Below are 22,931 nucleotides of genomic sequence, written 5' to 3'. Positions count from 1 at the left end.
TTATTTTATCATAGATATATACATTCATTCTTTTCATTATTAAATAAGAAATTGTCTGTTATATGATTTAAAAACTATAAATGTGTTTAAACTTTTTTGAGGAACTTGGATATAAATTCCAATAGAAGCATTCCAATCCAAGTTATATTTAAATATCCATACCTAATTATAAATTCTTTATGCTCGCCAAGCCAACTTTTACTTTATTTGAAAAGTTTAAACAGCCTCTATATAAAATTATTCGCTTTTATTAAATTAATGTTAAATATTAAATTGAATTAATATTTTTGAAGAAAAATCATTACCTTGCACTGCCTAAATATAAAATGTTAATCTATGAAAATATTTTTTACCCTATTAAGTATTTGTTGTTGTGTATTTTTTTCAAGAGCACAGCAAACACAAAAAGAAGTTGTTGAACAATTTATCACTTCTATCCTGCAAACAGAAGAAGGAGATTATCCAGGACTTTGGAAAATGCTTAAAATAACTCAAACTATACCTGAGGAAGAAGGAGGAATGGAAAAAATAAATCAAGTATTTGCACTTTTAAAGAATCAAATTCAAAAACGTGAATATATAATAGTTTCCTCTGAGGAAGCTCTGCAAATTATGGAAACAGAGAATGATAAACGAAGTTCTGATATCTTATTCTCTGACAAAGGAACTGTATTTTATGTATATTTAACCTATTTTAAACGTTTTTTAATACGTTCCCCCATTGTAGTAAATGATAAAAATGAAATTATTGCTATTTTTATAGACTATTGTAAGGATAATAAAATTTGTATAAAATATTTATAAGCATTTTGTTTACTAAAAGTACTTTATGTTAAAACAACAATTACAACTTAAACTTGCTCAGAAACTATCTCCTCAGCAAATCCAATTAATGAAATTAGTGCAACTTCCTACTATTGCTTTTGAACAACGTGTAAAAAAGGAGTTAGAGGAAAATCCCGCTTTGGAGGTATCTAATGAAGATTCTTGGGAGGATGAAGATAACTTTGATGACTCTTATGATACTACTGAGGATGAATATGAAGATAATCAAATCATTGAAGCTGAGGATATCAATGTAGACGAATATCTTAGTGATGATGAGATTCCTGATTATCGGCTTTATGCTAATAATTATAATGAAGAGGAATATTCTCAGCCTTATAGAGAAGAAGTTTCTTTTCATCAATATTTGTTGGATCAGCTCAGCACTTTTCGATTGGATGATAAGCAAAGAGAGATTGCTGAATTTCTGGTGGGAAGTATCAATGATAATGGTTATATTCGCCGTAGTATGAGAGATATAGCAGATGATTTAGCTTTCACTCAAAACATTCATACCAATGAGAAAGAGGTAGAGAAAATACTCAAATCAGTTATTTTTCAGCTAGAACCTGCAGGCATAGGAGCTCGTAACTTACAGGAGAGTCTTATTATTCAACTGCAACATAAGCCACATACATCCATCATTGAGATAGCCACTACAATACTTAACGAAAATTTTGAACTATTTAGTAAGAAACATTATGAGAAACTAGCACAAAAATATAATCTCTCAGAGAATACTCTTAGAGAAGTAGTGCAAGAGATTGAAAAATTAAATCCTAAACCAGGAAGTTCTTATTCTGAGGGAGGAAAACTTACCGAGCAAATAGTCCCCGATTTTACAATACACATCAATGATGGACAGTTAGAACTCTCTCTTAATGGACGAAATACTCCAGAGTTACATGTATCTCAAGAATATACAGAGATGTTTAAGACATATCGAGACTCTGCTGAAAAGGACAAACAAAAACAAAAAGAAGCAGTTGAATTTATCAAACAAAAATTGGATGCTGCTAAATGGTTTATAGATGCTATTAAGCAACGACAGAACACACTCCTTATTACTATGAATGCTATTATGCAACATCAGAAAGAATATTTTCTCACAGGAGACGAGACTAAGATAAAACCTCTTATTCTCAAGGATGTAGCTGAGAGTATAGGAATGGATATCTCCACCATATCACGTGTTGCTAATAGTAAATTTGTTAGTACTCCTTATGGTACCAAGCCAGTGAAAGCTTTCTTTTCAGAAGGTATCAAAAATGAGGAAGGAGAGGATATTTCTACTCATGAAATAAAGAAGATATTACAATCTGTAATAGAAATGGAGGATAAAAATAAACCTTATACAGATGATAAACTTATGGAACTCCTCAGAAAGAAAGGTTATCCTATAGCTAGACGTACTATCGCTAAATATCGTGAACAATTGGATATTCCCGTAGCACGATTAAGAAAAGAATTATGATGGTCTTGGTATTTCGTAATTATTTTCTACCTTTGTGCCCTATTTTATTACAATGAAACACTTAGCCTACGTAAATAAATATTTCTATAAATACCGAAAAAAACTTATTTTAGGAGTATTCATTACCATTGTGGCACGGCTTTTTTCCTTAGTGATGCCTAAGAGTGTACAATATGCCATAAAAGTAGTAGAAGATTATTTGAAAAATCCTAATCCTCAAGGAGGATTAGGAAGAGAACTTTTCTTCTTCTGTTTGATTATTATTGGTTCAGCCTTACTTTCTGGCTTTTTCACTTTTTGGATGCGACAACTGATTATCAATGTTTCCCGTTATATAGAGTTTGATATGAAAAATGAAATTTATCAAAAGTATCAAGTTCTTTCTCAGCGTTTTTATAAACAAAATCGCACGGGAGATTTAATGAATCGTATTAGTGAAGATGTGGGTAAAGTTCGTATGTATACAGGACCTGCACTGATGTACAGTGTACAGACAATTACTCTTTTTGTCTGTAGTATTCCTTTAATGTTCTATACGTCCCCTACATTAGCTACCTATGCACTGTTTCCATTACCTATTTTAGCGATACTTGTTTATTTTATAAGTAAAAAAATAAATCTTAAAACTATTGAAGTACAACGATTTCTTTCTGATATTTCTTCCTTCTCACAGGAGACTTTCTCAGGTATTCATACTATAAAGGCTTTTGTTATGGAAAAAGAAATACAAAAAAATATGGAAATTCTTAGTCAAAAAGGACGTGAGAAAAACTTAGAATTACTACGGATAGAGGCTTGGTTCTTTCCTATTATGGTATTCCTCATTGGTATTAGCGTTATTTTTGTTATCTTTATTGGTGGGTATTTATATATTAACAATGAAATTGATTCCATTGGAGTAATTACGGAATTTACTATCTATGTAATGATGCTTACATGGCCTGTGGCTACAGTAGGTTGGGTAAGTAATATAGTCCAACAAGCAGAAGCTTCTCAAGGACGCATTAATGAATTTTTGCATGAGAAAAATGATATTGAAACGCCTACCTTAAAACATACCCCTATCAGGGGAGATATTCGTTTTGAAGGAGTAACTTTTACTTATCCTGATACCCAAATTACAGCTTTGAAGAATATTTCTTTTCATATTCCAAAGGGGAAAAGCATTGCTATTATTGGAAGGACTGGATCCGGAAAGTCCACTATTTTAGACCTAATCACTCGTATATATGATACGCAGGAAGGACATATATTTATAGATAATCAAGATATAAGGACGCTTAACTTGAATGATTTGCGAAAATCTATCTCAGTTATTCCACAGGATTCTTTTCTCTTTTCAGACACTATTGAGAATAATATTAAGTTTGGTAAAGAAAATGCTACTGAAGAAGAAATCATTGCTGTGGCTAAACTTGCCCAAGTACATGATAATATTATAGATTTTAAGAACGGATATAAGACTATATTAGGAGAACGAGGTATTTCTCTCAGTGGAGGACAGCGTCAACGAGTATCTATTGCTAGAGCTTTAATTAAAGATGCTCAGATATATCTTTTTGATGATTGCCTCTCTGCTGTGGATACTGATACTGAAGAAAAAATCCTACATAACCTTTCTCAGGTAGCACAACAAAGTACTCGTATTATTGTTAGTCACCGTGTATCAGTAGCTAGAAATGCTGATTTTATTCTCTTCTTGGACAAGGGAAAACTTATAGGAAAAGGAACACACACAGAGCTCTATACTCAAAATGAAAGTTATCGTAATTATTATGATACCCAAGTTATTGAATAAACATAATAAATTAAAAATGAAATTTTTATGAAAAAATATTTTTTTATTATTTTAGGAAGTCTTCTAATTCTTATAGCTTGTTCTGATGGAAAACTATCCTCTTCTCAAGCAAAAATATTAGTAGAAGAATCCTTGCAGGCAAAACCTATGTATGAAACTGCTCACTTCACTTTGGGAGAAGTAAAGTATCGTACCCAAAAAGATGGAGAAAAAATCAAACAACTTAAAAAGTTAGAAGAAGATGATTATATCTCTATAGAAGAGATCAAAGTAAAGAAGAAATGGCTCTCGAATGATAGCGTATGGGTAGTGAATATCAAGTGTACAGATAAGGCGCTCCCTTATGTAACAGAACTTAAAGAGACACGTGCCAAAGTCAAAACTCTTGAATATGTTTTAGCTGATGAAATAAATGTAGAACAAAAAAATGAAAAAAATGCTACCATTACTGCTACCCTGCAGAAAAAAGAAACTCCCTTCAGTTTTCTAAGTAAGAAAATAGGTGGACAGGATTTTATCCAGAAGAAATTTAAAGCTAGATATCAAGAAAAAGAAGGGTGGATACTTTCTAAATAATCTCTTAATTTAAAAATTATATGAAAAAAAATACTTCTCTCCTCCTTTTCCAATCTCTCTTATCAGTAATCTCGGGTATTCTCATTACTCAGATGTCTTTCTTAGGACGCATTGGGATTCATACTATGTACCGACAATTTATGGTTTTTCGTTCTTGGTGGAAAACAGCTCTGTTATTCTTTTTTATACAGTGCTTACTCTTTGGTGTGCTCTACACTATTCGATCAATTGTGTCCCTTGCTATTGCTAAAAAAATTGCTTGGCTATTACTTCTTGTAGGCATAGGAGGCTTTATAGCTACTTATTGGGATTTTACTACTACTATGCATAGAGTGATGAAAATAAGGTTCCATTTTGGCTTCTATTTGTTTTGGATAGGATGGGCAATAAATTGTTTGTATTTTATTGTTGCTAAAGACGATATGTCTAAATCTATTCTGCAAGAACAGGAAAAAGAGAATGTTGATGCTCTTCAAAAAGAAGAATAAATTATTATACCACAGAAATTTCTCAAATTAATTTTTATACTTATCACATGAAACAATTGTTAATCACTTTATTTATGTCTCTTTTTACCAATATTACTGCCTCTACTCAGGCACAAACACAAATCTCTCCTGACGGAAAGATCATGCTTTCCTTCTCTCTTAATGAAAAAGGAACTCCTTCTTATAAGGTAACTTATAAAAATAAATCAGTTATTGAGGAAAGCACATTAGGCTTTTTGATTAAAAAATCTGAACCTCTTACCCAACACTTCAAAGTAGTTGATACGAAAAAGTCTACTTTTAAAGAAATATGGACACCTATATGGGGAGAGGAGAAAGAAATCTTAAACCATTATAATGAACTTTTAGTGTCTCTTGAGCAGACAACTACCCAGCGGAAAATGAATATTCGATTTCGAGTATATAATGAAGGAATAGGTTTCCGTTATGAATTTCCACAGCAAAAAGAGCTAACTTATTTTGTTATTGAGGAAGAACTTAGTCAATTTGCTATGTCAGGAGACCACACAGCATGGTGGATTCCTGGTGATTATGATACACAGGAGTATGATTATACTGAATGCAAACTCTCTCAAATCCGCTCACAGATGCCTAAAGCTGTCATCAAAAATGTGTGTCAGACACCTTTTTCGCCTACGGGAGTACAAACCTCTCTAATGATGAAAAGTCAAGATGGTTTATATATTAATCTGCATGAAGCAGCATTAGTAAACTATGCTTGTATGAGTTTGAATTTGGATGATAAAAACTTTATATTTCAATCTTGGCTTACTCCTGATGCTCAAGGAAATAAAGGCTATCTATATACCCCTTGCCATACTCCTTGGCGTACAGTGATGGTTAGTGATGATGCTCGTGATATTTTAGCATCTCGGCTGATACTAAATCTTAACGATCCTTGTGTTTTAACAGATACTTCTTGGATAAAACCTGTAAAATATATAGGTATATGGTGGGAGATGATTACAGGCAAGTCTTCTTGGGCTTATACTAATGATTTACCTACTATTGACTTGGATAGTGTGGATTATACTAAAACACGTCCTAATGGAACTCATGCTGCTAATAATGAAAAGGTACGTCATTATATTGATTTTGCAGCTAAGCATGGTTTTGATCAAGTATTAGTGGAAGGTTGGAATATAGGATGGGAGGATTGGTTTGACAATTCTAAGGACTATGTATTTGATTTTGTAACTCCTTACCCTGATTTTGATATCAAAGGCTTGAATAATTATGCTCATAGCAAAGGAGTTAAATTAATGATGCACCATGAAACTTCTGCCTCTTTACGCAACTATGAGCGTCATTTGGAGAAGGCTTTTCAACTGATGAATAAGTACGGTTATAATTCAGTAAAAAGTGGTTATGTGGGTTGTATCATCCCTCGTGGTGAACACCACTATGGACAATGGGCAGTGAATCATTATCTCTATACTATTAAAGAAGCTGCTAAACATAAAATTATGGTTAATGCTCATGAAGCAGTACGTCCTACGGGGTTGTGCCGCACTTATCCAAACCTTATAGGTAATGAATCGGCTCGTGGTACGGAATATGAAGCCCTAGAGACTATAAAACCTTTTCATACCACTATTTTACCTTTTACTCGCCTACAGGGAGGGCCTATGGATTATACTCCTGGTATCTTTGAAACTGATATAGTAAATGTTAATCCAAATAATCATCATAAGATGAGTAGTACTCTTGCTAAACAATTAGGCTTATATATAACTATGTATAGTCCTTTACAAATGGCAGCTGATTTACCTGAAAATTATGAAAAGTATCTTGATGCATTTGAATTTATTAAGCAAGTACCCGTAGCTTGGCAAAAGAGTATATATTTAGAGGCTGAGCCAGGAAAATACATTACTATTGCCAGAAAGGATAAAAATAGTGATAACTGGTATATAGGTTGTACTGCTAATGAAAATGGACATTCTTCTGAATTATTACTTAGTTTTTTAGATAAAGGTCGTGAATATGAAGCTACTATATATGCTGATGCTAAAAATGCTGATTTTCGCAGTAATGCTAAATCCTATACTATAGAGAAGAAAAAAGTTAATGCTAAAAGTAAGCTCAAAATAATTGCAGCTCATGGAGGAGGCTATGCTATAAGTATCCAACCTATAAAGTAAATATATACGGAAAGCTATTGTTAAAGAGTCTCTTATTCTTTTACTTTAATTGTTAAATTATCATAGGCTAAAAATACTTGTGAAGGAAGTTCTTTTTGTACTTTGGCATGGAATCCCATAGTTTGGCTCATGTGAGTAAGAAATGCCTGACGTGGACACACTTCTCTGATGATAGTGAGTGCTTCATCTAAGTTTAGATGAGTAGGATGAGGAGCTTTACGTAAAGCATTGAGCACAAGAGTATCTACTTTATAAAATTTAGAAAGTTCTTTTTCATTTATATACTTAGCATCAGTGATATAAGCCAAATTACCTATACGGTATCCTATAATAGGAAGTGTTCCATGTTGTATGGAAATGGGGGTTACTTTCTTACCAAAAAGAAGAAAAGGAGTATAATCCTCTATTTCAGTAACTTTCACTGAAGGAGCACCTGCATACCGATTCTCTTTAGCGAAGATATAAGCAAAGCGTATGCGAAGCTGTTCAATCACTCTGGGAAGTCCATAGATAGGCATATCTCCTTGTTTGAGTACAAAAGGACGTATATCATCTAACCCTGCTGTATGATCAGCATGTTCATGAGTGAAGAGAATAGCCTCTAAGTGTTGTACTTTGTGTCGTAACATTTGTTGACGAAAATCAGGAGAACAGTCTATATTTACATTGACTCCTCCCCAAGAGAGTAAAACCGAAGTACGTAGCCGCTTATCTTTCTTATCTTTACTTCGTGCTACAGGAGTATTCATGCCTATCACAGGTACTCCCTGAGAAGTACCTGTACCTAAGAAGGTAAGTTTCATTAATTTTAATTTTTCTAATTTGTTTTTTGATCCCTTTTCAAGGGAAAAAATCTTACGGCAAAGATACAATTTTTCTTTACAATAAATTTCAAAAGTAGTAAAAAAAATGTAACTTTGCACCCTAAAAGACAGACTAATGAAAATTGTTATTGGAAATGATCATGCAGGTACACTTTACAAGAAAGCAATTGTTGATTACCTATTATCGAAAAACTATCAAGTAATAAATGTTGGCACTGATGATACAAAGAGTGTAGATTACCCTGATTTTGCTCATCCTGTAGGAGAGATAATGGATAAGGGAGAAGCTGATTATGGAATTGTTATCTGTGGTAGTGGAAATGGAGTAGCTATGACCGTGAATAAACATATTAAAGTGCGTTGTGCCTTATGTTGGACTAAAGAAATTGCTTCTTTAGCTCGCCAACATAATGACGCTAATGTAATAGCTATTCCTGCACGTTTTACTGCTCAAGAACAAGCTATAGAAATAGTGAAAACTTTCCTTATGACGGATTTTGAAGGAGGTAGACACTTACGTCGAATAGAAAAAATATAACCACAACGAAATTAGCTTTTTATGATTATAGATAAGATAAAGGAACATATTGCTCGAGTAGAGGCTTTTACTACTGAGAAGAAAGAAGAATTAGAACAATTCCGTATTGAATACTTTGGGAAAAAAGGATTACTTAATGAGTTTTTTACTCAATTTAAGGAAGTACCTAAGGAAGAAAAGAAAAGTTTTGGACAGATTATCAATGAATTGAAAAGCAAAGCAGAAGCTAAGATCAATACTTTAAAAGAGAAGATGAATGGTCAAGATTTGACTATACAAAACAATAATGACCTTACACGTCCTGCTTTCCCTATTACTATAGGTGGGCGCCATCCTATTTCATTAATTAAGAATAGGATTATTGACATCTTTTCTAATATTGGTTTTAGTATAGCTGAAGGTCCTGAAATAGAAGATGATTGGCATAACTTTACTGCCCTCAATTTACCCGAATATCATCCTGCTCGTGATATGCAGGATACTTTCTTTATACAAACTAATCCTGACATTCTACTTCATACCCATACTAGTTCTGTGGAGACCCGTTATATGGAAGCAAATCGTCCTCCTATACGTATTATTGCTCCTGGTAGGGTCTATCGTAATGAGGATATTTCAGCACGTTCTCACTGTCTCTTTCATCAAATAGAAGGGTTGTATATAGATAAGAATGTTTCTTTTGCTGATCTAAAACAAACACTTATATATTTTACTAAGGAAATGTTCGGGAAATCCAAAATCCGATTACGTCCTTCTTATTTTCCCTTTACTGAACCTAGTGCTGAGATGGATATCTATTGGGGACTTAATAATGAAATTGATTATAGAATCACTAAAGGAACAGGTTGGCTTGAAATTATGGGATGTGGAATGACAGATCCTAATGTGCTAACAAACTGTCAAATTGATCCTAATGAATATAATGGATTTGCTTTTGGAATAGGAATAGAACGGGTAGCCATGCTTTTGTATCAAATAGGAGATATTCGCACTTTTTATGAAAATGATATACGTTTCTTGGAACAATTTAAAAGTTCTATATAAGTTTTGTTTTCTGAGAAACTCTAATATTTTTCATAATGTTTAGGCATCAGGGCAAAAAGCGTTCTGCTAAAAACAACTTAGAAATAGCTGTAGTACTTTCCTTTGTGGCAGGTATAGTCAATGTAACAGGTTTTCTTTTTTTAAGTAGATTAACAACTAATGTAACAGGACATTTTGCTTTTTTTATCTATGATATGTCCATAGCTGAGTTCTGGAAAGGAACAATCTACTTATTTTATATCGTTTGTTTCCTTTTGGGATCTTTTACTTCTGGATGGCTTATAGAAGATGCTAATTATTATAAAAAACAAAATAAATACTTTCGCCCAACCTTATTGGAGTGTTTAGTATTAGGATCGGTAATTCTGTTGAACTATATTTTTGAAGAATTTCCGCACGAAGCAACTACTTTTATGCTTCTTTATGCTATGGGATTACAGAATTCTTTTGTGACTAAAATTTCTAATGCAACGGTACGTACTACGCATCTTACAGGACTCTTTACGGATTTAGGCATTGAACTATCTCAGCTTTTCTATTTAAGAAGAAATAATTATTTAGAACAAGAAAAAAAGATAAAAAATAGTATTAAGTTACGTCTTTTTATTGTTATTTTCTTCTTTTTAGGAGGCTTTTTTGCAGGTTTTGCGTATGTAGAAATGAGCCTCGGACTCCAAACTTTATTTTTTGCTATAGTTATCCTCTTGTTAGGGCTTTACTATGATGATTTACGTTTCAGATATAAAAAGAGAAAGCATAGGAGATATCATAGAAAAAGAGAAAAATAGAAATTCTGCCATTTTGTCATTTTTTATATTTGGCAAAGTTTTTGATACAAAATTTAAAAAAATTGAGGACAATGATTATAGAACATACCCATAATACTAATAGTGATTTTTATACTGATGGAATACATGATGAAGAATTTCAAGATGCTGAAATTATAGATGAAGAGCATGATAGTAACCCTGTTCATCAAGAGGTCAATGAGGAGCCATTAGTTGTAGAGCCAGAAAATTCTGTTGAAGAAAATATTGATTTAAGAGATAATACACCTGAGCCTGACTTTTCCGGAAAACAATTTGATAACACTGCGGAAGCAGATGAGGCAATTTCCATCTTAGAAGCTGAACTCCATAAGGAAAAAGATAAATTCACTCGTCTTTTTGCGGAATTTGAAAATTATAAGAAACGAACAACCAGAGAACGTATAGAGTTATTTAAATCGGCAGGACAAGATGTCATACAGGCTATGCTCCCTATTTTAGATGATTTTGATAGAGCCTTAGTGGAAATCTCAAAATCAGGTGATGAAAACTTATTAAAGGGTGTAGAGCTTATTCATAGTAAATTCTTTAAAACACTACAATCAAAGGGATTGGAAGAGATCAAGGTCTCTGTTTCTGACCCCTTTGATAGTGAAATTCATGAAGCTATCACCCAAGTAGCTGCTCCTTCACCAGAATTGAAAGGGAAAATTATTGATGTAATAGAAAAAGGATATAAGTTGGGGGGTAAAATTATTCGTTATCCTAAAGTAGTTGTGGGACAATAGTCCTTTTGGTTAATGTTTTAGATGAAAAGAGATTATTACGAAGTATTAGGTGTTAGCAAGAATGCAAGCACTGCTGAGATAAAAAAGGCCTACCGTAAAAAAGCTTTGGAATATCATCCTGATAAAAATCCAGGAGATAAGGAAGCCGAAGAAAAATTTAAGGAAGCAGCTGAAGCTTATGAGATATTAAGTGATGAGCAAAAACGTGCTCAATATGATCAGTTTGGACATGCTGCCTTTGAAGGTAGTACGGGTGGTGGTTATAGTAGTACTATGGAAGATATTTTCCGTAACTTTGGGGATATCTTTGGTGGGCACTTTAGCGGTTTTGGTGGTTTTGGTGGTTTTGGTGGTGGAAACTCACGCTCTTATCGTGTAAAAGGAGGTGACTTACGTATTCGAGTAAAACTCAATTTGGCTGATATTGCTACAGGAGTTGAAAAGAAAGTAAAAGTACAGCGAAAAGTTAAGGCTGAAGGAGTTACTTATAAAACATGTAGTACCTGTCATGGTAATGGTAGTATTATTCGTGAAGTAAATACTATTTTAGGTCGTATGCAATCTTCTTCTCCTTGTCCTACTTGTGGAGGAAGTGGAGAGGTGATTGACAAGAGACCTGATGGAGCTGATTCTCAAGGGCTAAAAAATATAGAAGAGACAGTATCTATTAAGATTCCAGCAGGAGTAATGGAAGGAATGCAGTTAAAAGTTCCTGGAAAGGGAAATGATGCTCCTGGTAGTAATAGTATTCCTGGTGATTTATTAGTTATTATTGAAGAAATAGAGCACAAAACCCTTAAGAGAGAAGGTGATAACCTTCATTTAGATCTTTATATAAGTATGCCTGAGGCTGTTCTAGGAACTTCAAAGGATATAGAGACCGCAACTGGGAAGGTACGTATCAAATTAGAAGAAGGTATTCAATCAGGAAAGATTCTTCGGCTTAAAGGAAAAGGGCTTCCTAATATTAATGAATATAGTACAGGAGATTTGTTGGTACATGTAAATGTTTGGACCCCTAGAACTCTTACTAAGGAACAGAAAAGTTTTTTCCAAAAAATGTTGGAGGATGATAACTTTACCCCTCAGCCTGATAAAACTGAGAAAAGTTTTTTTGAAAAAGTCAGAGATATGTTTTCCTGACTAGTGAATTGGTTATTTTCCTAAAAATCATGAGAAAAATTTCTAATTATATATATCATGAGAAAAATTATACTAATACTAGCATTATTTATGGTGTATAGTACGTATTCACAGCAATTGCTTACTCCTGAGAAATTATGGGAGTTACATCGTGTGAGCGGTATTGGACTCACTTCTGACAAAAATTATGTACTCCTAAGCGTTACCACACCAGATATCGCTGAGAATTCTTTCAAAAAGGAGTATTATAAGCTCGCTGTAAAGGGAGGAAAACCAATTCCGATCACCAAAGAACAAATGGAGAACTTAACTACTAAGTTCAACGCAGACAAGAGTTTTAAACTATTCGACAAGACGGTAAAAATCAACTCTGTACTTGCTAAGGATTTTTATAAAGATTTGGGAAAATCCTCTGGGAGGATCTATGAAGGATTAGATCATCGCCATTGGGATAAATGGAATGAGGGAACTTATAATCATGTGTTTATAGAAAATATAGCTACAGGAGTACAAACGGATATTATGCAGGGATTACCCTATTATTGTCCTCAAGAACCCTCTGGAGGTCCTGAGGATTATATATGGAGTAATGATGGAAAACAAGTACTTTATGTGACCAAAGCTAAAGTAGGTACTCAGTATGCAGTAAGTACTAATACTGATATTTATCAGTATGATATAGCTAGTAAGACTACAACCAATCTCACAGAAGGTATGATGGGGTATGATACAAATCCTTCTTTTAATAAAGATGGAGTACTTGCATGGCTAAGTATGAAAGAAGATGGTAATGAAGCTGATAAGAATGACTTATATATTCTTCAAAATGGAAAAAGAATAAATATTACAGCCACTTGGGATAATACTGTATTCAGTTATATATGGAGTAATGATGGAAGGAAAATATATCTTACTGCTGCTATTGATGGGACTCAACAGATTTTTGAAATAGAACCTTTTGCTAAAAATCCCTTTCCAAAGCAGATTACTAAGGGAATTTTTGATATCAATGATATTATAGGGCAGTCAGGAGACTTACTTATTGTAAGTCGTACAGATATGAATAGAGCTACAGAACTTTATACTGTAAATTTGCGTGGAAGAAAATCCAATTTGGAGGTAAGGCAACTTTCCCATGTCAATGATGATTTATATAAGAATATTGCCAAATGTCCAGTAAAGGAACGTACTGTAAAGACCTCTGATGGTAAGGATATGCTAGTGTGGGTAATGTATCCGCCCAATTTTAATCCTAAAAAGAAATACCCCACTTTACTCTTTTGTGAAGGAGGTCCACAGTCAGCTCTTACTCAGTTCTATAGTTTCCGTTGGAATTTTCAGTTAATGGCTTCTCAGGGGTACATAGTAGTAGCACCTAACCGACGTGGTATGCCTGGACATGGGGTGGCTTGGAATGCTGAAATTAGTGGTGATTGGGGAGGTCAACCTATGCGTGATTATCTTGCTGCTATTGATGATATATCCAAAGAGTCTTATGTAGATACCTCTCGCTTGGGAGCCGTAGGGGCTAGTTATGGAGGATATTCCGTGTATTATTTGGCTGGTATTCATAACAAGCGTTTTAAAACGTTTATTGCTCATTGTGGTGTATTCAATACTCGAAGTATGATTGGTACTACTGAAGAAATTTTCTTTAATAATCATGAGTTCGGAGGTCCTTACTGGGATAAGAATAATTCTATAGCTCAGAGGACATATACTGAATTCAATCCTCTTGAAAAGGTGAGTGCTTGGGATACTCCTATTCTTATTATTCATGGAGGAAAGGATTATCGTGTACCTGAGGAACAAGGCTTTCAGGCTTTTACTGCATCTCAACTTAGAGGTGTTAAGAGTAAGTTACTATACTTTCCTGATGAAAACCATTGGGTGCTTCAACCTCAAAATGGATTGTTCTGGCAACGTACCTTCTTTAATTGGTTAAAAGAAACACTCCAATAGAAATAATCTTTTGTGATATAGATAAGGCTGCTCAAAATGAACAGCCTTATCTTTTTACTTTAGAAGAGGAAATAAAGAAATCAAGATTTTTTATATTGGTCAACTTCTTTATTCAAATTAAAAACTCTGTCTCTTGATTAGTATTGTTCTAGAAGATACTTAAGTAGGTCAGTAGTTGTAAGCATTCCTATCAAATTACCATTATCAGTAACAGGAAGAGAATGGAAAGTCTGTCCTGCTAGAATTTCCGCAGCTTCTTTTATTGTGGTATCAGGAGAAATAGAAAGAGGTACCTTAGCCATTACTTGTGGAATAGTGAACATATCATACACAATACTGTCTACATGCTTTTCATCATCAGAAAGGTCAGCAAAGCTAATACGAAGCAAATCTGTAAGGCTTAATACTCCTATGAGTTTATGACCTTCCACCACAGGAATGTGACGAATATTGTGTTTTTTGAATAATGCTTCTGCCTCATACAATGTTTGTGTAGGGGTCAGGGTAACTATGTCCTTGGACATAATTTGAGAAACAGGAACTCTTTGTTTCATATCTTACAAATTTTATAGATTACTTCCTTTTATCCTACAAAGGTAATGAAAAACATTTTAAAAATTACAAAAAATTTATTTTTATTTTCTGTTTTTTATTTGTAATTTTGCTTGATTTACCTTTTTTCAATTTTTACTCCTTATTTTTTCATTTATCTTATTCTTGTCTGTATTTTTTCTAGCATAGGAACAAAACCGAAAGTTCCATATTCTTCTTTACTGAATTCAGTAGGAGAAAGCCTTACAAGAACGGTCATAACCTGTTCTCCTTTTCCTATAGGAATAACTATTCTTCCTCCTATTTTAAGTTGTGCTAAAAGTTCTTTAGGTACTTCAGGAGCCCCTGCTGTTACCAAAATGCGATCATAAGGTGCTTGAGGTAAATATCCTCTATACCCATCTCCTAAGAGCATTTTCTTAGGGATATAACCCATTTTTTCAAAGAATATTTTAGTTTTTTTGAAAAGTTCTTGTTGTCTCTCTATAGTATAAAGTTCTACATTTAGGGTTATCAATACAGCTGACTGGTAACCACTTCCAGTACCTATCTCAAGTATTTTCTGTCCTTCTCTCACCTGTAGTAATTCAGTCTGAAAAGCTACTGTATGAGGACGCGAAATTGTTTGTCCTGCACCAATTGGGAAAGCAATATCCTGATAGGCTTTTTCTTCAAAAATACTATCTAAGAATAAATGACGAGGAATAGTTCGTATTGCTTGTAATACTTTTTCATCAGAAATGGGATAGTGTTCTCGTTCTTGAAGTTGCTGTACCAGAAGATTTCGCATCCCCTGATGCCTTGCTGTATCTTTCATTTTAGCTTATTTCTTCTGCTCTTGGGTATTTTCTTTTTTCTTGAAAAGTCCATCCAAAAGGCTGTTTACTGCCTTTTTAGTTTGGTCTTTAGGAGCTTGTTGTTGGGTTTTAGTAGAGTCAGTCGGATTAGCTGAAGTTTTATTACCCCCTATAAGTTTGCCTATAGCATCGGTTGCTTTATTCATTGCATCTCCTCCTATTTTTTCTGTAATTTTATTGGTTACTTCATTGGTTACTTTATCCATCACTTTATCAGTAAGTTGATTAGCTTGTGCTTTAGCTACTTGTAAGGCGAGATTGTTGACCACTTGTTTTATATCAGTAGAAACTTGTGGTTTAGCAAAATTTCCTCCCAGGTTCACATTCACTGGTATGTCTCCTAACTTTTGCTGCTCAGTTACTGTAAGTTTTGCAAGAAGGGAAGAAGCATCTTGACCTAGCATTTTAGCTGGCACATTAAAGGTAAGTTTATAGTCCATAGACTGGTCAAAGCCATGAGTTCCAGCTACATTAATGGTACTATTATTCCACTTGATAGTAAAAGGTTTCACTACTACACGACCATTTTCAAAAGTTATGCTTGCTTTGAGGTCTTTAAGATTAAGTTTGGAAAGGTTAAGTTGATTGAATTGAGCATCTAAGGCAGAAACTAAAGGAGAGGCTTGCTTCACATGGCTATCCAATAATGATGCAGAAATATTTCCAGAAATTGAATTTATATCAGGAGTAAGCTCCGAAGTAAGTTTCCCTGTTACATTTATTTTAGAACTGAAGAATCCTTCTACAACTTTAGCAATGGGCATAATTTTTTTAAGCATTTCTATCTGAGAGAAAGATTCCATTACATTAAGTCTAGTCATATCCAAGTCCACAGCAAAAGTAGGAGTATCTCCTCTGGTAGAAACGTTACCTGTAACAGCAGTCTTTCCACCAAAGATATCCGTTTGTAGGTTTTGTAAACTCACTTTTTCATCTTTGACGATGAGTTTTCCGGAAACATTATTTAAAGTAAGATTATCATAGAGGACACTTTTTGCTTTTGCATCCAAAGTACAATCTAAGAAAGCAGGAATTTTGATAGATGTATTTCCTGAGGTAGCAGATTTAGTTTTTTCAGCCCTGTCTTCTTGTTTAGAAGTTTCGGATGGAGTATCAGTTTGCATAAAATCACCAACATCTATATGATTGGAGGCAAGGCTAAAATTTCCTTTAATTACTTCATTTCGAAGGGTAAATCCGTAGAAATTTTCAAGTATTCCTTTTATATTAAAGTCTGTTTTTCCTGTTTTGGCACTGAATTCAGTGAGTTCTATTTTGCTATTATTAAAAGAAAGTCCTGCCTTTTCTATATGAAAAGGTTGGAGAAACCCAGCTCCTGAATATACGAATTTCTCCAAAGAGGCTTTCCCTGAGTTTTTGATACGCTCATAAGCTTTTTTCTCTACTGAAGCCATATCAAAAGCAGTGGTAATATCTGCTTTGAGAATTCCCTTTAGATCTAAATCCATCTTGACAGGATAAGCTTTTTGAACATTTTCTAAATTTATAGTTCCTCTAAGATCAGCATTCACAAGCATATTTTCGGTAAGATTCCTAAGGAGTGCTTTTACAGAAAAAGCATCTTGATCAATAGTAAAGGAGAATCGATTGATATTCACATAAGTATCTTCCATTTTTTCAGTATCATTACCTATCTTAATATCTATATCAATATTCCTCACCGATTTGGGCAAAGACGGATACTTAAAAGAAGCATTATTAGATAGCATCTGAATATCAAGTTTAGGAATAGAGGTAGAGGTGTACTTACCTGCTATTTTCCCATCAATAGTAAATTCTCCTGTGGTTTGTACTCCCTCTATACTCTTAGTATAAGCAGTAGGAATCAAATCTAAAAAATTCTTAAAAGTAGTTTTGGGAGTTTTAAAGGAAAGGTCATAGAGTTGTCCATCATCTAAAAGTTGTACAAAACCATTGAAATTAAGTTCTAAGTTATTTAACTTCAAAGTATTATTCTTTAAAGTATATTTTTGTTGATTAAGATCTATTCCTAGGATAGCATCTAATGAGACTACGTTGTTGCGTAAGAAAGCAGTACCATCAGAAGCAAAGGATACTTTTGTTACTGTGGTAGTTTCTAAGTCAAGTATTTGTTCAGCAAAATTTCCTTTCCCTTTGTGATAGAGACTATCAAGCACTACACTCATTTTTGAGGTATCATCTTTGAAGGTAAAGCGCAAATTCTCAATGCTATACTCTTTCAAATCAAAAGATAAATTATTTGGTTCCTCATTATCAGGAGTTTCAGAGGTGTCCTTGACGATATCAAAGTTACCTTTTCCTTCCGAATTCATACGTATATTAACCACTGCATCAGCAATAGAGAACCCCAGAAGCCTATAGGGTTCATTATCTTTTTTAAAAAGGATATCTTTAAGATTTACTTTGGCTTGAAAATTTCCCACATAAGCTAAAGTGTCACCTTCAAAAGGAGCATTGTTAATAACCTTTAGTCCGCCTAATTCTACAGTGGCATTAGGAAAATTCTTAAATATACTGAGAGAGAAATCAGTGAAGCTTACTTGTGCATTTACACTTTCGTTCACTTTCTCCATGATTTTTTCCTTTATCGTATTCTTAAAAAGGAAAGGAATGGAAACAATGGTGAGTATCAATATTAAAAAGATAATACCAACAATTTTTAAAATCTTTTTCATTTTATTTATTTTTAATAATTAATTTTCTATTTATTCAAAAGTTTATATTCTTCATAACATTGGGTAAGGGCATCTAAAAACTGTAAATCATTAGAGTTCTTTATAAAATCCTTAGAATAATTACAATGGCGAAGTAAATCCTCTAACTTATCCTTTTCAATTCCCAGTATTTCAGAGAGCGTTTCTCTATCATATTTTCCATTAAGAATATTACGAATCTCATCATTCTGTTTCATTTTCTTGAGCTTACGTAAGTCTTTTGCTCTACCACTGAATGCTCTATAAAGTAATCCTGCTGGATTGAAAATAGATCCTACTACTTTTTCAGTTACATTAGGTTCTCGTGTTCTAGGCTCATAGCCTAAATCCAATCCTGAAATGCTATATTGTCTATTAGTATTAATAGGCATATATTTAGCATCTATCTCTAAGTACCCTGTTAGACGATAAGGAGATATAACTACCTCCTCCAAAGCATACGCTAACTCAGTAAGTCCTATACGCGTACCAGGAAACTTAATCATGTCTTGAGTTACTTTAATTTTGATAGATTTAAAACCTAAATAAGAAAAGTGTAAAGTATCATTTACCGAAGCCCGAATGGCAAAGTCCCCTTTAATATTGGTAACAGCTCCTCGTACTTGATTAATATTCAGAATATTTACATTATCTAAAGGCAAATTTGTCTTAGTGTTAAAGACATTTCCTCGCATGATCGTCTCCTCCTGAGCATATCCTATAAGGAAAAAGATAAAGAAAAAAATCAGAAAAATATTTTTCATAAGATATTTATTTTCAATTAATTATCAATAAAGGTATAGAGGTAAAAAATTTGCCGTAAAAATAGAAAAAATACGGGACATCTGCAATTATTATCCCGTATTCTTTATTTTTTCTTGAATATTCTTGTCCCTTATTTCATTTTCTCCTTTTTCTTTTAGAAGAAGAGATAACAGAGGAATCTTTACGCCTACTTGCTCTCCTTTTATCTCCTTTATGGAGAAGCTTCTTATCTTTTTTATTTTTTTTATCTTTTTTACTCTTTCCTTCGGAGGATTTCTGTTGAGAAATTTCTATATGGATAGCTCTATTATCCATTTTAAAGTTTGAAAAAGTATCTAATACTATTTGAGTCATTTCTGCCTCAGTATTGAAGAAGGAAAAAGTATCCTTTACATCTACTTTGAAAATATCATTTTTACCCAATCCAATATTCTCTCTAAGAAAATCCTTAAGCAATCGCCAATCATAACCATCTCGCTCCCCTATATTAATAAAATAGCGTGTTTCACCTTCTGTAGAAGAAAATTTTTCTCCAGAGGACTCTGCATTAAGGTCCTTGGATTTACTATAGTAGTTATAAAACCTATTGAATTCTACGGCTACCATACGTTGGATAAGTTCTTCACGATTAAGATTATTTAATACATCGTAGATAGCAGGGAGATACTCATTAACCGCAGGATTCACTTGGGTATCCTTGATTGTATTAGCTAAGTGATAGAGCTGTATCTCACAGATTTCCATACCACTAGGAATAGTCTTGTATTCGAAAGTCTTTTGAATAATTCGTTCAATGGTCTTGATACGCTTGGTTTCACTTTTAGTTAAGATAACCATGGAGACCCCTGATTTTCCTGCACGTCCTGTACGTCCGCTGCGATGGGTGTAAGTTTCTATTTCATCAGGAAGTTGATAGTGGATTACGTGAGTGATATCATCTACATCTATTCCTCGAGCAGCAACATCAGTAGCTACAAGCATCTGAATCTGCTTGGCTCGGAAGCCTTTCATAACCAAATCACGTTGGTTTTGACTCAAGTCACCATGTAGAGCAGCTGCATTATAACCATCTTCTATGAGTTTTTCAGCTACCGCCTGAGTATCACGTTTTGTACGGCAGAATACGACAGAGAAGATAGAGGGATTAGCATCAGCAAGCCTCTTGAGAGCCTCATAACGCTGACGACCATTAACAATGTAACATTCGTGGAGTACATTGTCGGAAGCTTGATTTTTGTGTCCTATAGTAATTTCTTTAGGATGATGCATAAATTCTTTAGCTATCTTAGCTACTTCAGTAGGCATGGTAGCAGAAAAAAGCCAAGTATTCTTTTCCCTGGGTGTTTCTGCTAAGATAGCTCGAATATCCTCATAAAACCCCATATTAAGCATCTCATCGGCTTCGTCAAGTATACAGTAGTTAATATGAGTAATGGAAACAAACTCTCTACGCATCATATCCTGCATACGTCCAGGGGTGGCCACGATGATATGTGCCCCTTTCTTTAGGTTACGGGCTTGTTCCTCTATGCTTGCTCCTCCGTAAATCGCTACAATATGCACCTGTGGCATATACTTAGCATATTGCTTTAACTCGGAAGCTATCTGCAAACATAATTCACGAGTAGGTGCCAAGATAAGCCCTTGAGTAATATGTTCTGTAGGGTTAATGAGTTGAAGAAGTGGAAAACCAAAAGCAGCGGTTTTCCCAGTTCCTGTTTGTGCTAATGCTACCATATCGGTAGGGGCAGCAAGCAACACAGGTATAGCGGCTTGTTGTACCTCAGACGGACGCTCGAAGCCCAAGTCATCAATTGCTTCGAGTAGGGGTGCGCTTAGCCCCAATGTTTCAAATAAATTCATACAAATTGTAATAAGGCGCAAAGGTAGAAATTAATTTATGTGTAATTATTAAAAAAATACTAAAATTAAAAATTAAATTTTAATTATTTCATTAAGATTACTTGTTATAGAAAATACTGTCTTATTAATAAAAATTTTATCTAATTAAAAATAATAAAAACCATATAGTATATAGACTTATTATATCTGCAAACTATTTAGAATTACCATTTTCTATGAGTTATCTAAAAATCAATAAAATAAGTAATTTCAGTAAGTGAAGTTATCATGTTTAGTAACTATTTTATTAACCAACTACTTATGGTGAAATATTATAATTTTGGAAAAACATATTGGTCATGTTTTATTAATCAATTTCTTTTGGAAACAAAAATAGATGATATCAAACTATATATAGTTATTTAACTTTTTTAACAAATATAGACAAGGAATCATTTGTTTTTGTTATCTTTGCTGAAAAAGATTATTTATATGACTATTCAAAATTTTTAAAATTTTGTTGATGAAGCGATTATGAAAGAAGGAAAAGAATATTTCGATAAAGATAAGGTTATTTCCTTGGAAGAACTCGAAAAAGGACTATAGGTAGCCTCTGTAGAAGATACTCAAATTTACGAAATAAAAGTACTATTACATAAGAATACTGATTTTAAAGAAATTACAAATAATTATATAAGGAAAACGCAACATTAAATTAATAATCGACCAAGAAAAATTTTAGGATTTGCAAAAACAAAGGATTTATTTTATAAATTTGTAAGCCAAAAAATTACATTTGCTGGTTGAATTAACAGAATAAAGGAATTTATCTCTTCTCTTGCTTTTCTATTATCTTTTTTGTAAATTTGCTATCTCTTAGTGAAAATTCATATAATTATTAAATGAAACAATCTATCTCAGGTTTCTCTCAATGGAATAAGCAACAAAGACGAGGTGTTTTAGGACTCATTACCTGTTGCATATTACTACAAATAACTTATTCCATGATAGATATTATTCCTTCTACGACATCTTCTCAAGAGAATTTCATAGCTTTCCAGAAGCGAATTGACAGCCTAAAAGCACAAGAGAAGAGCAAACAATATACACTAAATCCCTTTAACCCTAATTTTATCTCTGATTACAGAGCTTATATTTTAGGTATTTCTGCTGAAGAACTTTCTCGCTTACAATCCTTTAGAGAGACAGGTAAGTATGTCAATTCTGCCAAGGAATTCCAAAAGGTAACAGGTGTCTCTGATTCACTCTTAGCCACTATAACACCATTATTTAAGTTTCCTGATTGGGTAACTAAGAAAAAAACAGGTTACCCCAACTCCTATGACAACAAGCCCACGGCAAAGATCATCAAGAAAGACCTCAACACCGCTACGGCCGAGGATTTATTACCTATACGAGGAATAGGAGAAAAACTCTCTGAGCGTATTGTAAGATATCGTGAACGTTTACATGGTTTTTCTTCCCGAAAGCAACTTAATGAAGTATATGGGCTTTCCGAAGAAGTCATTACAGAAGTATGGAAATATTTTGACTTACTTACTCCTGCACAAATCAGTAAAGTAGATATCAATCTCGCTTCCAAGAAAGAACTCTCTAAGGTACCTTATCTTAACTATAAAGAGGTAGAAAGCCTGCTTATATTCCGTTCAGAAAAGGGAATAATCCATTCGTTAAATGAGTTACAATCTATAGGATACCCTGATGAAAAAATAGAACAACTCAGTTGGTACCTGAAAATAGAAAAATAGCTAATTTTCTTTGTTCAATTGGTTAATATATTGTATTTTTGCACTTTATTATTTCAAA

At 33.6% G+C, this 22,931-nt stretch carries 19 protein-coding genes; 13 read left to right on the top strand and 6 right to left on the bottom strand.

What is annotated here, in order from left to right; all coding sequences use genetic code 11:
- Positions 1-336: 336 nt before the first annotated feature.
- The 6 genes from VJJ03_RS05740 to VJJ03_RS05715 are packed head-to-tail and all read left to right on the top strand — an operon-like array spanning position 337 to position 7,326.
- On the top strand, positions 337-804 hold the full coding sequence (locus tag VJJ03_RS05740; RefSeq protein WP_009745607.1) for a hypothetical protein: 468 nt from the start codon (positions 337-339) through the stop codon (positions 802-804).
- A gap of 25 nt (positions 805-829) precedes the next feature.
- On the top strand, positions 830-2,299 hold the full coding sequence (gene rpoN, locus VJJ03_RS05735; RefSeq protein WP_323974377.1) for an RNA polymerase factor sigma-54: 1,470 nt from the start codon (positions 830-832) through the stop codon (positions 2,297-2,299).
- Between the two features lie 52 nt (positions 2,300-2,351).
- Entirely contained in the window at positions 2,352-4,097 is a 1,746-nt protein-coding gene (locus tag VJJ03_RS05730) for an ABC transporter ATP-binding protein (RefSeq protein ID WP_009745605.1), read from the top strand.
- A gap of 27 nt (positions 4,098-4,124) precedes the next feature.
- A complete protein-coding gene (locus tag VJJ03_RS05725) occupies positions 4,125-4,673 on the top strand; it encodes a hypothetical protein (RefSeq protein WP_009745604.1) in 549 nt (182 codons plus the stop codon).
- A 20-nt stretch (positions 4,674-4,693) separates the two neighbouring features.
- Positions 4,694-5,161: a hypothetical protein gene (locus VJJ03_RS05720; protein ID WP_009745603.1), complete on the top strand. Its 468-nt coding sequence runs from the start codon at positions 4,694-4,696 to the stop codon at positions 5,159-5,161.
- 47 nt (positions 5,162-5,208) lie between these two features.
- The gene (locus VJJ03_RS05715) at positions 5,209-7,326 is read left to right on the top strand and encodes a glycoside hydrolase family 97 protein (RefSeq protein WP_009745602.1); all 2,118 of its coding nucleotides are present in this window, start codon (positions 5,209-5,211) and stop codon (positions 7,324-7,326) included.
- Between the two features lie 32 nt (positions 7,327-7,358).
- On the opposite strand, the gene VJJ03_RS05710 is transcribed toward VJJ03_RS05715, so the two are convergent.
- Positions 7,359-8,129 carry an MBL fold metallo-hydrolase gene (locus VJJ03_RS05710; protein WP_040358342.1) on the bottom strand — a complete coding sequence of 257 codons (771 nt, stop codon included), beginning with the start codon at positions 8,127-8,129 and terminating at the stop codon, positions 7,359-7,361.
- A 136-nt stretch (positions 8,130-8,265) separates the two neighbouring features.
- Between VJJ03_RS05710 and rpiB the strand changes: the two genes are divergently transcribed.
- From rpiB to VJJ03_RS05680, 6 genes are all read left to right on the top strand, one after another.
- Positions 8,266-8,688 carry a ribose 5-phosphate isomerase B gene (rpiB, locus tag VJJ03_RS05705; RefSeq protein ID WP_009745600.1) on the top strand — a complete coding sequence of 141 codons (423 nt, stop codon included), beginning with the start codon at positions 8,266-8,268 and terminating at the stop codon, positions 8,686-8,688.
- Between the two features lie 21 nt (positions 8,689-8,709).
- On the top strand, positions 8,710-9,732 hold the full coding sequence (gene pheS, locus VJJ03_RS05700; RefSeq protein ID WP_009745599.1) for a phenylalanine--tRNA ligase subunit alpha: 1,023 nt from the start codon (positions 8,710-8,712) through the stop codon (positions 9,730-9,732).
- 35 nt (positions 9,733-9,767) lie between these two features.
- Entirely contained in the window at positions 9,768-10,520 is a 753-nt protein-coding gene (locus VJJ03_RS05695) for a YoaK family protein (protein WP_009745598.1), read from the top strand.
- A gap of 71 nt (positions 10,521-10,591) precedes the next feature.
- Positions 10,592-11,287, top strand: a complete 696-nt coding sequence (locus tag VJJ03_RS05690) for a nucleotide exchange factor GrpE (protein ID WP_323974371.1) — start codon at positions 10,592-10,594, stop codon at positions 11,285-11,287.
- 21 nt (positions 11,288-11,308) lie between these two features.
- Positions 11,309-12,430 carry a molecular chaperone DnaJ gene (gene dnaJ / locus VJJ03_RS05685; RefSeq protein ID WP_009745596.1) on the top strand — a complete coding sequence of 374 codons (1,122 nt, stop codon included), beginning with the start codon at positions 11,309-11,311 and terminating at the stop codon, positions 12,428-12,430.
- Between the two features lie 57 nt (positions 12,431-12,487).
- Positions 12,488-14,392 carry a S9 family peptidase gene (locus tag VJJ03_RS05680; protein ID WP_009745595.1) on the top strand — a complete coding sequence of 635 codons (1,905 nt, stop codon included), beginning with the start codon at positions 12,488-12,490 and terminating at the stop codon, positions 14,390-14,392.
- 137 nt (positions 14,393-14,529) lie between these two features.
- On the opposite strand, the gene VJJ03_RS05675 is transcribed toward VJJ03_RS05680, so the two are convergent.
- The 5 genes from VJJ03_RS05675 to VJJ03_RS05655 all read right to left on the bottom strand — a co-directional run bounded on the left by VJJ03_RS05675 (position 14,530) and on the right by VJJ03_RS05655 (position 21,125).
- Complete coding sequence (locus VJJ03_RS05675; protein WP_009745594.1) at positions 14,530-14,946, bottom strand: CBS domain-containing protein; 417 nt, start codon at positions 14,944-14,946, stop codon at positions 14,530-14,532.
- A 152-nt stretch (positions 14,947-15,098) separates the two neighbouring features.
- On the bottom strand, positions 15,099-15,761 hold the full coding sequence (locus VJJ03_RS05670; RefSeq protein ID WP_323974368.1) for a protein-L-isoaspartate(D-aspartate) O-methyltransferase: 663 nt from the start codon (positions 15,759-15,761) through the stop codon (positions 15,099-15,101).
- Between the two features lie 6 nt (positions 15,762-15,767).
- Positions 15,768-18,479, bottom strand: coding sequence for an AsmA-like C-terminal region-containing protein (locus tag VJJ03_RS05665; RefSeq protein WP_323974366.1), 2,712 nt, complete (start codon positions 18,477-18,479; stop codon positions 15,768-15,770).
- 26 nt (positions 18,480-18,505) lie between these two features.
- Positions 18,506-19,261 (bottom strand): carboxypeptidase-like regulatory domain-containing protein, encoded by a 756-nt coding sequence (locus tag VJJ03_RS05660; protein ID WP_009745591.1) that lies wholly within the window; start codon positions 19,259-19,261, stop codon positions 18,506-18,508.
- Between the two features lie 136 nt (positions 19,262-19,397).
- Positions 19,398-21,125, bottom strand: coding sequence for a DEAD/DEAH box helicase (locus VJJ03_RS05655; RefSeq protein ID WP_323974364.1), 1,728 nt, complete (start codon positions 21,123-21,125; stop codon positions 19,398-19,400).
- Between the two features lie 881 nt (positions 21,126-22,006).
- Between VJJ03_RS05655 and VJJ03_RS05650 the strand changes: the two genes are divergently transcribed.
- Positions 22,007-22,873: a ComEA family DNA-binding protein gene (locus VJJ03_RS05650; protein ID WP_009745588.1), complete on the top strand. Its 867-nt coding sequence runs from the start codon at positions 22,007-22,009 to the stop codon at positions 22,871-22,873.
- Positions 22,874-22,931 lie beyond the last annotated feature (58 nt).

This window comes from Capnocytophaga sp. G2 (genome assembly GCF_035282625.1).
In the GTDB taxonomy this organism is placed as follows: Bacteria; Bacteroidota; Bacteroidia; order Flavobacteriales; family Flavobacteriaceae; genus Capnocytophaga.
This window is presented reverse-complemented; position numbering and strand designations above follow the sequence as displayed.

Bases quoted from the DNA above. Each gene is read 5' to 3' on its own strand.
- VJJ03_RS05740 (WP_009745607.1), top strand. From the start codon at position 337: ATGAAAATATTTTTTACCCTATTAAGTATTTGTTGTTGTGTATTTTTT.
- rpoN (WP_323974377.1), top strand. From the start codon at position 830: ATGTTAAAACAACAATTACAACTTAAACTTGCTCAGAAACTATCTCCT.
- VJJ03_RS05730 (WP_009745605.1), top strand. From the start codon at position 2,352: ATGAAACACTTAGCCTACGTAAATAAATATTTCTATAAATACCGAAAA.
- VJJ03_RS05725 (WP_009745604.1), top strand. From the start codon at position 4,125: ATGAAAAAATATTTTTTTATTATTTTAGGAAGTCTTCTAATTCTTATA.
- VJJ03_RS05720 (WP_009745603.1), top strand. From the start codon at position 4,694: ATGAAAAAAAATACTTCTCTCCTCCTTTTCCAATCTCTCTTATCAGTA.
- VJJ03_RS05715 (WP_009745602.1), top strand. From the start codon at position 5,209: ATGAAACAATTGTTAATCACTTTATTTATGTCTCTTTTTACCAATATT.
- VJJ03_RS05710 (WP_040358342.1), bottom strand. From the start codon at position 8,129: ATGAAACTTACCTTCTTAGGTACAGGTACTTCTCAGGGAGTACCTGTG.
- rpiB (WP_009745600.1), top strand. From the start codon at position 8,266: ATGAAAATTGTTATTGGAAATGATCATGCAGGTACACTTTACAAGAAA.
- pheS (WP_009745599.1), top strand. From the start codon at position 8,710: ATGATTATAGATAAGATAAAGGAACATATTGCTCGAGTAGAGGCTTTT.
- VJJ03_RS05695 (WP_009745598.1), top strand. From the start codon at position 9,768: ATGTTTAGGCATCAGGGCAAAAAGCGTTCTGCTAAAAACAACTTAGAA.
- VJJ03_RS05690 (WP_323974371.1), top strand. From the start codon at position 10,592: ATGATTATAGAACATACCCATAATACTAATAGTGATTTTTATACTGAT.
- dnaJ (WP_009745596.1), top strand. From the start codon at position 11,309: ATGAAAAGAGATTATTACGAAGTATTAGGTGTTAGCAAGAATGCAAGC.
- VJJ03_RS05680 (WP_009745595.1), top strand. From the start codon at position 12,488: ATGAGAAAAATTATACTAATACTAGCATTATTTATGGTGTATAGTACG.
- VJJ03_RS05675 (WP_009745594.1), bottom strand. From the start codon at position 14,946: ATGAAACAAAGAGTTCCTGTTTCTCAAATTATGTCCAAGGACATAGTT.
- VJJ03_RS05670 (WP_323974368.1), bottom strand. From the start codon at position 15,761: ATGAAAGATACAGCAAGGCATCAGGGGATGCGAAATCTTCTGGTACAG.
- VJJ03_RS05665 (WP_323974366.1), bottom strand. From the start codon at position 18,479: ATGAAAAAGATTTTAAAAATTGTTGGTATTATCTTTTTAATATTGATA.
- VJJ03_RS05660 (WP_009745591.1), bottom strand. From the start codon at position 19,261: ATGAAAAATATTTTTCTGATTTTTTTCTTTATCTTTTTCCTTATAGGA.
- VJJ03_RS05655 (WP_323974364.1), bottom strand. From the start codon at position 21,125: ATGAATTTATTTGAAACATTGGGGCTAAGCGCACCCCTACTCGAAGCA.
- VJJ03_RS05650 (WP_009745588.1), top strand. From the start codon at position 22,007: ATGAAACAATCTATCTCAGGTTTCTCTCAATGGAATAAGCAACAAAGA.